Genomic DNA, 12,479 nt, shown 5'->3' with positions numbered 1-12,479 from the left:
TTTTTTTATGGTTCTTGCTTATACATGTACTTCTTGTTTTGGTTCATAGCGTAAGACGGGCTTGCGAGCAGCAAGTGTCTCATCCATCCGTTTAACGATCGTCGTGTGTGGGGCGTTCAAGACGACATCCGGTGTCTCTTCGACCTCTTTTGCAATCTGGAGCATCGCATCACAGAAGGCGTCGAGTGTTTCTTTCGATTCCGTTTCCGTCGGTTCGATCATGATACACTCCTCGACGTTCAACGGGAAGTAGATCGTTGGTGGATGGTATCCAAAGTCAAGCAGACGTTTAGCGATATCAAGCGTCCGGACACCTAATGCTTTTTGACGTTTACCCGACAAGACGAATTCGTGCTTGCAATAGACGTCGTATGGCGCGTCATACGCACCTTTGAGACGAGCCAACATATAGTTCGCATTCAAGACCGCTTCTTTCGAGACGCGAGCGAGACCTGCCCCACCCATCGTCCGAATATAGCTATAGGCACGAACGTTGATGCCGAAGTTACCGTAGAATGGTTTGACGCGACCGATCGCTTCCGGGCGATCGTAGTCGAGGACATAACGCTCTTCTTCTTTGCGGACGATTGGTTTCGGTAAATACGGAATCAAATCTTGTTTGACCCCTACTGGACCCGATCCTGGTCCGCCGCCACCGTGCGGTCCTGTGAACGTCTTATGCAAGTTCAAGTGGACGACATCAAAGCCCATGTCCCCTGGACGAGCAATGCCCATGATCGCATTCGAGTTCGCACCATCATAGTACAGTTTTCCGCCTGCTTCATGAACCGCTTGTGCGATTTCGACGATATCCGACTCAAACAAACCGAGCGTGTTGGGATTCGTCAACATGAGTGCCGCTGTATCGTCACCGACTTTTTTCTTTAAGTCTGCTAGATCAACGAGACCACGTTCATCCGATAAGACCGTCACGGTATCAAATCCAGCGACTGATGCCGATGCCGGGTTCGTTCCGTGTGCCGAGTCCGGTACGAGGACTTTCGTCCGTTTAAAGTCACCACGTGCATGGTGGTAGGCCTTAATCAACATCAAGCCTGTCCACTCACCGTGTGCTCCCGCCGCCGGCTGGAGCGTCACTTCATCCATTCCTGTGATGACCGCGAGTTTTTCTTGCAGATCATACATCAAACCGAGTGCCCCTTGAACACTTTCGACTGGTTGAAGCGGGTGAATGTGTGCAAACCCAGGGAGGCGTGCCATATCTTCATTGATTTTCGGATTGTATTTCATTGTACATGACCCGAGTGGATAGAATCCAGAATCCACACCATGGTTACGGTTCGAGAGTGCCGTGTAGTGACGGACGAGATCCAGTTCAGATACTTCCGGTAGCGCCACGTCTTCCTTCCGTAACATCGAGGTCGGTAACAATTCTTCTACTGCCACCTCATCGACAGTCGGTAACGGTAAGCTATAGGCGATACGACCCGGTTTAGAAATTTCAAAGATCAATGTTTGCTCATTCATGTGTGAGTCCCCCTAACGCTGTCACGAATTGATCCAACTCTTCATTCGTCCGTAATTCCGTTGCACAAACAAGCATTTCATTTTGACGCGCTGCGTCATACGATCCTAACGGTAAACCGCCGATGATTCCGTGATCGAGCAATTGTTGACTCGCACGTGTCGCGTCGATTGGTAGCGTAACGACGAATTCATTGAAGCTCGGTCCATCGTCAACGATCGTAAAGCCAGCCTGTTTCAGCTTTTGTTTTAATGCATGTGCCGTTTGCAAGTTACGTGTCGCGAGTTCCCGGATACCCCGTTTTCCGAGTGCACTCATCGCGATCGAAGCAGCGAGTGCATTCAACGCTTGGTTCGAACAGATGTTAGATGTCGCCTTGTCACGGCGAATGTGTTGTTCACGTGCTTGTAACGTCAGAACGAAACCGCGTTTCCCATTCTCATCGACGGTCTGTCCAACGAGACGTCCCGGAATCTTACGCATCAACGCTTTTGTCGTCGTGAAATAACCACATGTCGGTCCACCAAAGCTTTGTGGAATTCCGAACGGTTGGCAATCTCCGATCGTAATGTCAGCGCCAAGTTTACCTGGCGCTTCTAAGATACCGAGTGCCAGTGGATTCGCAGAGACGATGAACAGCGCACCACGAGCATGAGTCGCATCGGCCAATGCTTGTAGTTCTTCGACACGACCGTAGAAGTTCGGATACTGCACGATGACACAGGCGACGTCTTCGATGGCATCGAGTTGATCGATCCGTGTGACACCTTGCTCAAGCGCCAACGTCTCGACGTTTAGTCCTGGACCGTTCGCATACGTCCGAACGACATCGTGCGCTTCCGGGTGAACGCCATCTGAAAGAACGATCGTCTTTTTCTTCGTATGGGCACAAGCAAGCATGGCCGCTTCCGCTAACGCCGTGATACCGTCATACATCGACGAGTTCGCGACATCCATCCCTGTCAATTCACAAATCATCGATTGGAATTCAAAAATCGCTTGCAGCTCACCTTGCGAAATCTCTGGCTGATATGGTGTATAGGCAGTGTAAAACTCTGAGCGTAATAACATATGATTGACGACAGCAGGTGCATAATGATCATAGATGCCTGCGCCAAGGAACGATGGATATTGTTTCGTATTCATGTTTTGGTCGGCAAGCTTCGATAGCGTCCGAATCAAATCTGTTTCCGGAAGTGGCACACCGACTTCTTCCAATGTACCGTTATCACGGACGGATGCCGGGATATCAGCAAGTAAATCTTCGATCGATGCTGCACCGATCGTCTGTAACATCGCCTGCTCATCTTCTGCTGTCATTGGTAAATAACGAAAATCCATAGAAATATCCCCCTTATTTCGTGCGACGATAAAACGGTGTCGCTGTTCGTTTCGCTGCTAAACGTTTTCCGCGTACTTCTACTTCAAATTGTTCTTGTTCCGCTACTTCTGCAGGAACGAGTGCCCAAGCAATCGCTTTTCCGACTGTCGGCGGCAACGTACCTGTCGTCACCACACCAACGACTTCCCCGTCATGCCAAACCGGTGCATCTTGACGCGCAATCCCTTTATCGAGTAATTCAAGACCGATCAAGCGCCGCGGTGCTCCTTGTTCTTTCTGTTGTAACAAGACTTCCGAACCGACGAACGGTTTGACTTGTGGTTTGACCGCAAAGCCCATTCCCGCTTCGATGGGTGAAATCGTTGCTGATAATTCATGTCCATACAGCGGAAGACATGCCTCAAAACGTAATGTGTCACGTGCCCCGAGCCCGCATGGTACGACACCTTGCTCAAGCAGTGCTTGCCAGACAGCAGATGCGTCACTAGCTGCCATGTAAAGTTCGAATCCATCTTCCCCTGTGTACCCACTGCGTGAAACGATCATTTCAACTCCCGCAACCGTTCCCCTTTGGAACTTAAAAAACCCAATCTCTGATAAGACAAGTGGTGTCATGCCGGAAAGAACTGCTTCCGCCTGTGGTCCTTGGACAGCAATTTGACCATATTGTTCCGATTGATTCTCAAGCGTGACGTCCCCTGTTAGATAGTGACGTAAATGTTGTTCGTCTTTTTCAATGTTCGAAGCATTGACAACGAGAAGATAATCCGTTTCTGCTAAACGATAGACGAGTAAATCATCCACTGTTCCACCGTCTTCTTGGCATAAGACGTTATATTGCGCTTGCCCCACCGCAATCTTTGAAATATCATTTGATAACGTGGCTTGTAAAAATGTCAGAGCATCCGGTCCGCTGACGAACAGTTCACCCATGTGCGAGACATCGAACATGCCGACGTTCTCTCTTACTGCAACGTGTTCTTCTTTAATCGAGGAAAACAAAACTGGCATTTCAAATCCCGCAAAATCCACCATCTTACCGGTTTTCGAAACCGTTTCGAATAATGGTGTTCTTTTCAATGTCGTCTGACTCATACAAATCCCCCTATTAACGAACGTTTTCACTCTCTCTTCTCATTAATGTTCCATTTTCAAATTTATCTTACCAATTTAAATCATAATTATCTAGTATTATTCGGAAAAAGGAACACATGAAAAAGAGAGAAAGGACCCTGTCCCTTCTCTCCTATTGTTTCATATTCTTCCCATGAAAGCCATTTCAAAATTGATTGATTCCGGCAGTTCGCTTGATTTCTTCTTGAAGTCGTCGCCCTTCCGTCACCAATTGGCTTGTTCCCTGCTTCACACGATTTCCTTCTTCGGTGATCCGGTTGATGTTCCCTTTGATTTGATCGATTCGGTGCGTTGTATGATCGATGTTCGTCTGCAAGGTTTTCTGACGAATCGTAAAGCGCTCCATCAATTGCTTTAATTGTTGAATATCCTGAGATAGCTTCTTTTTGTAAAGAATGAATCCGAACAACACAAGTCCTACGATGGACAATAAAATAATACCTAACGTAATCCAAATCATGACTTTTCCTCCAATACAGTTTCAATCGCATGAACCAACCCTTCGATTGATGTCGTTCCTTCAATGCGAACAGTGGCAACTCCAGCATACAAAGAATAGCGACGATCGAATAAATGCTTCACCTGTTCCCGTTCTGTCACGAGTGGACGATTCGAGTCAGAAGCAATCCGTTTCCAGATGACATCAAAAGGCGTATCAATCCAAATGACTGTCCCTGCCTTTTTCATGAACAGTCGGTTCTCTTCTCGTTCGACGATTCCACCACCCGTGACGACTACTTCCGCGTTGCTGTTCCTTAACAATTCGCTCTCGTGTGTACGAAACCCTGCTTCGCCATGCTCAGCAAAAAAAGAAGGAATCGTTTGTCCATGTTTCTGTTCGAAGTGTTCATCCAATTCGTCGACCGTGTATCGTCCACGTAATCGATGTCCGACGGCTGATTTACCAGTTCCCATAAAGCCAATCAAATAAACCTTACTCATGTGTAACGACCGCCTCGATTCTTTGACCATTATCTAATCTCGCTTCCATTTTAAAGCCTTTATCGGTCACTGTACAGCTGACTTGTCCGATTGGATAGCGGAGGGTCTCATCCTTCGTACAATCTGCTTTTGCCGCGCGGATGAGAGATTCGAGTTGTAGTGCTTCTTGTTCCAACTGATGATGGCGCATTTCTTCGTCAATTTGCTGACAAGCGATTAAGAGCACGACTCCCATTCCCAGAAGTAACAGTAAGGTCTGAATCAAGATGAATCCGTCTTGACGCATCGGAAGGAACGTTTGCTGTCGTTCAACTGAATTGAGAGGATCTCGGCAGTGCTTGTCACAGTGTATTGTTTGACATCGCGAGCGTATGTCAGTTCACCTCCTTGTTCTTTCTTGAGGCGTAGTTGATCCTGCACACGGACGAGACGCCATTTCTCAGCCGTCTCTCCCGGATTAACGTCCATTCCGCGAATCTCATCTCCAACGCGTTCACACATCGTACTCCGCCACATGAGCCGTTCTACGGTATGAAAGAACAGTTCCTCATTCATTCGATTGACTTCCGGTGGGCGAACGAGTGGTGTCAGCGTCAAAATCGCCAACAGGAGCAACGGACTGATCCACAGGACGAACGATAATTCGAGGAGGGTCATTCCGGATTCTGCTCGCAAGACATGTCGTTTCATTGCACCACGCTCCTTGCTTCAGAACATAGGACACTGTTCGGTTTTCAACTTGATCCGTCGCCATCTGCTCAAGCTGTTTCGTCTCTTGTTCCCATTTGATTTGTTTCGTTCGTAAATCGAGATAAGGATCGATCGCTAGCATCATGAAGACACCCATCGCAACGATAGAGAGAATCACTTCGAGCAAAGAGAAACCCGCTTGTCGTTTGTCCTGCATACTTCTCACCTCACTTTACGGATTGCCATTTGATAGTTCCCAAGTAAGAATTTAATTTCATACTCGGCTGTTGCCGAACGGCAAGACCACGTCGCTGCATAAATCGAGTGATAGCTCTTAAAGTAGATGATGCGGTTTGACGGGGGAACGGCACATGTATGCCCGTTCTGGAACGTTCGTTGCCATAACAGCCGGTCATCCGCAAGTACAAGGTATCCTGTCCCGTCTCCTCGAAATCGAAACTGCATCAATGCTTGATCTTGTTTCGAGTACTGCATGAGCCGAAGCGTCTGAATATCTTGTTCCATTAGACGAACCTCTTGTTCAAGCGGAATCCAGTCCGGTCGTTTTTCAAATAGTGCCGGCAACAACAAAACAAGTAAACAAGCAATGATTGTCAGTACCGCCGTCATCTCAAATAAGGTAAATCCTTGTTCACTTCGTAAGTTCGCCAGTCTTCGGATCATACGTATACGTCTCCTGATCACAGACGAGGGCATTCGGTTTATCGGCGGTTCCCCGATTGATCGTCTGGAGCGATTCTGGGTACTTTTTCTCTTTGGCGTAATACAAATTGACCTCCGAACGAATGACTCGAATGTTCGCCTCACAACTCACACCTTTCGCCTGATCCTTTCCACTTGTCATCGTTGGAATCAAAACGAGCAGTAACAACGAAATGATCAATAAGACGGCTGCCATCTCCAGTAAAGTGAATCCGTCCTGTCGTTTTAAGAATTGTTTCATCGTATCGTCTCCTCTGTTTAAAATGGAAGCTGCTGTATCGCTAGCTGAATCGGATAATATAAGATGAGAAACAACGTTCCTGTCATGATCGTCAATCCCCCGTACAAAATCGGCTCGATCCATAACAACTTTTTCTCTAACTCCTCTTCCATCGACTCATGCAAGAGCGTCGCTTGTTCAAGCAACAACGGACCAAGATCTCCACTTTCTCGCGCTAAATGGACGATTCCAATCGTCTCGGCTTCGATGATCTCATCTTCGCCAAGCGCTTCTGCAAGTGGTTCCCCCGCCTGTTGTTTAGCATGCAAACGAGCGTACAAATGACCTTTTTTATTCGCTTGTCCTTGCTCTAGATGACGAAAGGTCTCTTCGAGCGAAAAGCCAGCATCGATAAACGATCCTACTTCGATCGTGAATAAATAGCTGTAGTAGAGACGAATCAAACGCTGTAACGGTTTCAGTCGTAAAATACGGTTTAATGGAAAGAAGCGAAAGAAGAGGTAACCGGAGGTTAACAAAATAACGGGAATACTTGCGAGCATATATTTCGCAGAGGGGTGAAGAAGAAGATGAAGAAATGAGGGGAGAGTTTTCGGGTCCGACATCTCGAGGAGAGATGGAAATACGTAGAGGGCGTAAAAGAAGAACAGCAGGAATAGACTGGTCGCTAGAACAAGCGGATATCGGATCATCTTCCAAAACTTCGATCGCATTTCTGTTTCGAGGTCGAGCAGTTTCACGATTTGGCGAAGAACAAGCAATGGTCGCTCTGTCCTTTCTCCAACAAAAAGAAGTCGTTTTAAGGTATTCGTTAACGCAAGCGGTTCAAGGGATGCTGCAAAGGAGTCTCCTTTTTCAAGACGTTGCTCCATTTCTCCGACCACTTCCGAGAACGGATGACGCTCGAATCGTTTTAAAATGAGTAGCGTCTCTTTCGCGGAAATTCCTTTTGATAACAAGCGATGATATCGTTTTAAGAACCGACTTTGATTGCGGCTTGTAAGTTTCTGACGGTACAGCGGACATCCTCTCCTTTTCGCTCGAGATGAATGATGCGTTGACAGACAGCTAGCTCTGACTCTTCGATACCTAAACTGCGCAATCGTAATCGCGCTTCATCAATACTTCCAGCGTGTAGCGTAAACAACACGACGTGACCACTAAGGGCAGCATTCATCGTCAAACGTGCTGCCTCCCTTGTCCGCACCTCACCAAAAGCAATCCAATCTGGATCCGCTCGCAGTATTTCCTCAAAACATCGCGTAGCAGTGAAGCCTGCTTTTTCATTTAGTTCCAGTTGTAAGACGTTTGGTACCGTACATTCCACCGGATCTTCAATCGAGATGATTCGTTTTTCTTCCATTGCACTCATCAAGGAATATAACATCGTCGTCTTTCCTGCACCTGTCGATCCGGAAATGACGATACACCCATGTCGTTGTTCAGCTAACCATGCGAAGTCCAATTGATCATGTAACGTTTGTAAAGCCGTTTCTCGAGAGACTGTCGAACGATAAAAACGCCACGACATCGCATCCCCTTGTCGACTCGGTAACAACGAGACACGCATTCCCTTTTTCCCATGTGGATACAAGCCACTTTGCGGAATTCGTTCATTTTGTTCCTTTAAGTTCGCCTCATAGCGAATATGGCTGACAAGCGTCCGGTAACGTGTCAGTTCTACGTCATCTTGTTCACACAGCCCATCGCTCGTTCGACAAACGATTCGGACGCGAGTCTCGTTCGGAACGAAATGAACATCTGTTGCACCGAGTGCTTCGAATCGTTCCATGAGTTGTGTCGTCCATTCCTTCATTTCTACTCACCTCCCTACAGCAAACAATACACAAAAAAAAGAAGCCGACCAAACCGGCTTCTTTATGATACGTGTGCAATTGTCCGATGTTTACGCTTCGCTAATGTCTCAAGACCCGGTTTATCATACCCGATAACGAGTTGTTTTCCATCAGTGATGATTGGACGGCGTAACAACTTCGGATTGTCACTCATGAGGCGTAATAACTCACTGAGTTTCATGTCTTCAATATCAATGCCGAGATCTTTGAAGGCTTGACTGCGTGTTGCGAGCAAACTTTCAATCCCGTCTGTCGATAATTTTAACAGTTCCATGAGTTCATCAACTGTTGGAGCATTTCTGAACAGATGACGTTCCTCTACATCAACATGTTCCTCTTTTAACCATGATTTCGTTTTACGACATGATGTACAGCTTGGATATGTGAAAAAGACTAACTCATTCGCCATTTTTGCTCCTCCTCTCAAAGTGTGGGGTTTCATTACAGTTACTATAGCACGACATTTTGACTTTGTACACCTTTTGTACAACTATTGTACAACTTTTTTTGAAACTTCATCTTTTGTTCACAGTTATTCCTTAACAATCACTAGAACAGGATAGACGAATGATTGTTTGCTTGGTAAAATAAGTACGTATATTGACTATCTGTCGGATTTAGGGGGTTATAGGAATGGGGAGAATGTACCGCGTACTCGGTTTCTGGACTGGTATCATCGCAGTCATGGCATTTATCGGCGCATTGGGTGGCGATGCAAGCTCAAGTGAGCATACGGATTCATTTTTAGTCATGGGCTTCGTCTTCTTGGCACAAACTGTCTTTTTTGCAGCGCTTGGTTACTTGCGTTTAACTGAAAAAACGTATGTCTATATCTTTGGAGCTTACTTAACTGTATTTTTCATCGTCTTTACGTACTGGTCGAACTTCCAGATGTAATGAAAAAACTCGTCATCCTCTTGGATGACGAGTTTTTTTGCTTATAGAAACGGATTGGTTTTCATCTCTTGTCGGATCGTCGTATTTGGACCGTGACCCGGATAGACTGTCGTGTCTGCTGGTAGTTCCGCAATGAGTCGATCAAGCGAACGCATCAATACGTCTTGATTCCCACCATAAAGATCCGTTCGCCCGACGCCTTGTTGGAATAGGAGATCCCCACCGAATGCGATTCGTTCTCCCTTGAAATAGAACGTCACACTTCCTGGTGAGTGTCCTGGCGTCTCAAGTACATGCATTGAAAAGTTACCGATTGCCAATTGTCCTGGTTGTAACAGGTGATCGGCTGGCTTCATGCGCATCGGCGGCATGCCGAATTTTGCCGAACCATTCCATTCTGGATTACCAAGCCAGCCTGCCTCTTCCGCATGAACGTAGACAGGAGCTTCCGTGAAGCGTCGTAACATATCCACACCACCAATGTGGTCAAAGTGAGCATGGGTCAAAAGGATTCCTTTTAAGGTTGCTCCTCGACTTTCAATTTCATCGAAAAAACGCATATCTTCTGTTCCTGGATCAATGACGAGACACTCCTTGTCCTTAAATAACAAGTAGCCATTCTCAGATGCCATACCGGAAGTGATCATGACGATTTCCATTCTATAAAACCCCTTTTCAATAGACTCTTCCCCTACTATACACGAAATTGTCGAAAGTTCCTGCAACGCCCTCTCGACTTTATCCCGAGAGTCGGATAAACTAAAAAGTGAGATTTAAGTGAAATCTTCGTGAAATTCATAACGTGATTGTTTAAGGGGGAGTACGTCATGCATTTGGATCAACCAATCGGTTGGCTTTTCTTCTTCGTCGCACTCGTCGGTGTTTGGGCCGTCGTTCGTTCACTTAAGAAACGCCAAATGTTTCCACTCGTATTCGCAGCCCTAACTGTCGTCTTATTCGGCTGGTTTGGGATTGCGACATTGATTTACGGCGGTATTCCATCGTAATCAGAGTACGCTAAAAGAGAGGTGCCTCGAGCATCTCTCTTTTTTGTTATTTTATAAAAAGAGTAGACCTACTAGAACGTAGACCTACTCTCAGTATTATCTTACTTATTTTGAAGTTTGAAGGAAACGTAGCAAGTCGCCATAGATGACTTTATCTGAGAGTCCTAATTCTTTCTCAGATTGTTTCGTAGATTGTTTACACATTTCCGCTTGTTCCCCGTCCTTCACTTCTTCTCCTGTCTTACGGTCATAACATGTTTCTTGCGTGTAGACCGTCTTATCTGTTACGACAGAACCGTCACGGAACAACGTATAGTCTTTATGTTGTTTTGAGAAGAGATCGGTACCGAACAAGATCTCATTCTTGAAATCATGACCTAACAGATGAAGCAATGTTGGTTTGATATCGATTTGACTCGCAACATTTTCGTGTTTGACACCCTTTGTTTGACCCGGTAAATGAATGACGAACGGTACACGTTGCAGTTGCGCAACATCATACGGAGTCAACTCATCTTTGTTCATGAGTTCTGCCATCGCAGCATTATGGTTTGTTGAAATACCGTAATGGTCACCGTATACCATGAAAATCGTATCATCCCACGTACCATCTTTTTTTAGACCTTCGATGAACTTACCGAGTGCCATATCTTGATACGCTAGCGCCTGAACGTAGTGGTTCAGTGTCGTAGAACTCGTTTCAAGCGGTGGTACGAGTTCATCTTCTGGTTTTGGCATCTCGAATGGATAGTGGTTCGTTAACGTAATGAATTTCGAATAAAACGGACGTGGTAAATCTTTTAACATCGGAAGTGACTGTTCAAAGAACTTGTCATCGAGTAAGCCCCACTCCGTCAAATCTGCTGGATCCCCTAAATCATAATCCGTCTCCGAGAAGAAACGATCTACGCCGAAACTGTTATAGACGATGTCCCGGTTCCAGAATGACTTGTTATTCGCATGGAAAACAGCTGAGTAATAGCCATCTTCTTTCAACATCTCAGGTGTTGCACGGAATTCGTTCTCTCCGTTCGTAAAGAATGCAGATCCACGACCAAGTGGATAGATCGAATTCTCAAGAATGAACTCAGCATCTGACGTTTTCCCTTGTCCTGTGTTGTGATAGAAGTTATCCCATGAATGGGATTCCTTGATCAATTTATTCAAGTTCGGTGTAATTTCTTGACCGTTTGGTGCTTTTAAACCAACGGCAAATGATTGAGCTGACTCAAACGAGATGACGATGACGTTCTTACCTTTATACTTGCCGAACATCGCCGGATTGGCTGCAGCATGCTTCGAATCGATGAAGTTTTGGACTTCTGATAACTCAGAGCTATCCGCAAGTGCTTTTTGCGCAGATGTCTTCGACTGGATGAGTGCGTCATACATATGGAAGTTAAATGTTCCGATGTTCTTAACGAGTAATTCCCGGTCAAAGGCACGTGTCAATAATTCTGGACGTTCTGTCTCAGCAAGCGTCAAGTTTCCAAGGAAGACGACGACTGCTGCGACGAATGCAAGAATTGCGCGCCCACGTGACGCGACGTTTTTGGACATATCCATTTTCCGTAAGAAAAATGGTAAGATGATCAAATCGCCGACGATCAGTAAATCAGCCCAACTTAAAAGCGATGCGAGTGAAGCTGAAACCGTCTCTGCATTCGAAGTTTGGAACAATACTGGCAACGTCAAGTAATCATTAAAGAAGCGGAAAAAAATGATGTCCGCATATAAAATGATGGTTGCGACGAACAGTGTACCGTAGATGAACCATTTTTGGACATTTCCTCGGAAGAAGAAGCTAAATCCAAACATGAAGAGCGCTGAACTAATTGGATTAATTAGTAGAATGAATGCTTGCGCGGAATTCGTTACGGGAACGTTGAAGAAAAGTGTATACGCTAAATACGTTTTTAACCAAATCAATAAGGTCGCAATCCAAAAAAGCTTATGCTCTTTATAAGTACTGCGAACGCCTTGACCCATCTTTAGGCGCATTCGCGACCAGATGTTTGCGTCTTGCTGCATAAAAACCTGCCTCCTAATTTACATGTGCTTTCTGCTTTCAGTTCACACAACTTACATCATAATGTACATATACCCATATCACGTGAAAATTTTACGCTTAGTTTTACAAAAATGCAACCGGAATCCGGAA

16 protein-coding genes are annotated in these 12,479 nt (G+C 45.8%); 2 read left to right on the top strand and 14 right to left on the bottom strand.

Translation table 11 applies throughout. From position 1 onward, the window contains the following. Positions 1–18 precede the first annotated feature (18 nt). From gcvPB to ASG02_RS01560, 12 genes are all read right to left on the bottom strand, one after another. Positions 19–1,488, bottom strand: a complete 1,470-nt coding sequence (gene gcvPB, locus ASG02_RS01615; RefSeq protein WP_056060216.1) for an aminomethyl-transferring glycine dehydrogenase subunit GcvPB — start codon at positions 1,486–1,488, stop codon at positions 19–21. After that, positions 1,481–2,827, bottom strand: a complete 1,347-nt coding sequence (gene gcvPA, locus ASG02_RS01610) for an aminomethyl-transferring glycine dehydrogenase subunit GcvPA (RefSeq protein WP_056060214.1) — start codon at positions 2,825–2,827, stop codon at positions 1,481–1,483. Before gcvPA ends, gcvPB begins: the two co-directional genes overlap by 8 nt. A gap of 13 nt (positions 2,828–2,840) precedes the next feature. Continuing rightward, positions 2,841–3,923 (bottom strand): glycine cleavage system aminomethyltransferase GcvT, encoded by a 1,083-nt coding sequence (gcvT, locus tag ASG02_RS01605; RefSeq protein WP_056060209.1) that lies wholly within the window; start codon positions 3,921–3,923, stop codon positions 2,841–2,843. A 184-nt stretch (positions 3,924–4,107) separates the two neighbouring features. Continuing rightward, a complete protein-coding gene (locus ASG02_RS01600) occupies positions 4,108–4,422 on the bottom strand; it encodes a hypothetical protein (protein ID WP_056060206.1) in 315 nt (104 codons plus the stop codon). Next, a complete protein-coding gene (locus ASG02_RS01595) occupies positions 4,419–4,904 on the bottom strand; it encodes a shikimate kinase (protein ID WP_056060203.1) in 486 nt (161 codons plus the stop codon). Before ASG02_RS01595 ends, ASG02_RS01600 begins: the two co-directional genes overlap by 4 nt. Beyond that, a complete protein-coding gene (locus ASG02_RS01590) occupies positions 4,897–5,169 on the bottom strand; it encodes a hypothetical protein (protein WP_231496877.1) in 273 nt (90 codons plus the stop codon). Before ASG02_RS01590 ends, ASG02_RS01595 begins: the two co-directional genes overlap by 8 nt. Before the next feature lie 282 nt (positions 5,170–5,451). Then, a complete protein-coding gene (locus tag ASG02_RS15460; protein WP_082478638.1) occupies positions 5,452–5,811 on the bottom strand; it encodes a type II secretion system protein in 360 nt (119 codons plus the stop codon). A gap of 5 nt (positions 5,812–5,816) precedes the next feature. Next, positions 5,817–6,278, bottom strand: a complete 462-nt coding sequence (locus ASG02_RS01580; RefSeq protein ID WP_035409128.1) for a prepilin-type N-terminal cleavage/methylation domain-containing protein — start codon at positions 6,276–6,278, stop codon at positions 5,817–5,819. Continuing rightward, positions 6,247–6,558 carry a competence type IV pilus major pilin ComGC gene (locus ASG02_RS01575; protein ID WP_023467559.1) on the bottom strand — a complete coding sequence of 104 codons (312 nt, stop codon included), beginning with the start codon at positions 6,556–6,558 and terminating at the stop codon, positions 6,247–6,249. The genes ASG02_RS01580 and ASG02_RS01575 overlap by 32 nt, the downstream gene beginning before the upstream one ends. Before the next feature lie 17 nt (positions 6,559–6,575). Beyond that, the gene (locus ASG02_RS01570; RefSeq protein ID WP_056060200.1) at positions 6,576–7,517 is read right to left on the bottom strand and encodes a type II secretion system F family protein; all 942 of its coding nucleotides are present in this window, start codon (positions 7,515–7,517) and stop codon (positions 6,576–6,578) included. Positions 7,518–7,531: 14 nt separating this feature from the next. After that, positions 7,532–8,374: an ATPase, T2SS/T4P/T4SS family gene (locus ASG02_RS01565; RefSeq protein WP_056060197.1), complete on the bottom strand. Its 843-nt coding sequence runs from the start codon at positions 8,372–8,374 to the stop codon at positions 7,532–7,534. A gap of 62 nt (positions 8,375–8,436) precedes the next feature. Beyond that, entirely contained in the window at positions 8,437–8,823 is a 387-nt protein-coding gene (locus tag ASG02_RS01560; RefSeq protein ID WP_035409130.1) for a Spx/MgsR family RNA polymerase-binding regulatory protein, read from the bottom strand. Positions 8,824–9,047: 224 nt separating this feature from the next. Between ASG02_RS01560 and ASG02_RS01555 the strand changes: the two genes are divergently transcribed. Continuing rightward, positions 9,048–9,311 carry a DUF2626 family protein gene (locus ASG02_RS01555; protein ID WP_023467555.1) on the top strand — a complete coding sequence of 88 codons (264 nt, stop codon included), beginning with the start codon at positions 9,048–9,050 and terminating at the stop codon, positions 9,309–9,311. A gap of 41 nt (positions 9,312–9,352) precedes the next feature. Here ASG02_RS01555 and ASG02_RS01550 read toward each other — a convergent pair whose 3' ends face one another. Further along, positions 9,353–9,970 carry an MBL fold metallo-hydrolase gene (locus ASG02_RS01550; protein ID WP_035409132.1) on the bottom strand — a complete coding sequence of 206 codons (618 nt, stop codon included), beginning with the start codon at positions 9,968–9,970 and terminating at the stop codon, positions 9,353–9,355. Between the two features lie 168 nt (positions 9,971–10,138). On the opposite strand from ASG02_RS01550, the gene ASG02_RS01545 reads away from it, so the two are divergent. Beyond that, a complete protein-coding gene (locus ASG02_RS01545; RefSeq protein ID WP_035409134.1) occupies positions 10,139–10,318 on the top strand; it encodes a DUF2759 domain-containing protein in 180 nt (59 codons plus the stop codon). Between the two features lie 105 nt (positions 10,319–10,423). Here the strand turns inward: ASG02_RS01545 and ASG02_RS01540 are convergent, their stop codons facing one another. After that, positions 10,424–12,349 carry an LTA synthase family protein gene (locus ASG02_RS01540; RefSeq protein ID WP_056060194.1) on the bottom strand — a complete coding sequence of 642 codons (1,926 nt, stop codon included), beginning with the start codon at positions 12,347–12,349 and terminating at the stop codon, positions 10,424–10,426. Positions 12,350–12,479: the final 130 nt, after the last annotated feature.

The sequence above is a fragment of the Exiguobacterium sp. Leaf196 genome (genome assembly GCF_001423965.1).
Lineage (GTDB): Bacteria > Bacillota > Bacilli > Exiguobacteriales > Exiguobacteriaceae > Exiguobacterium_A.
The sequence above is the reverse complement of the archived record's forward strand: the minus strand, read 5'-3'. Positions and strand labels throughout refer to the sequence as shown.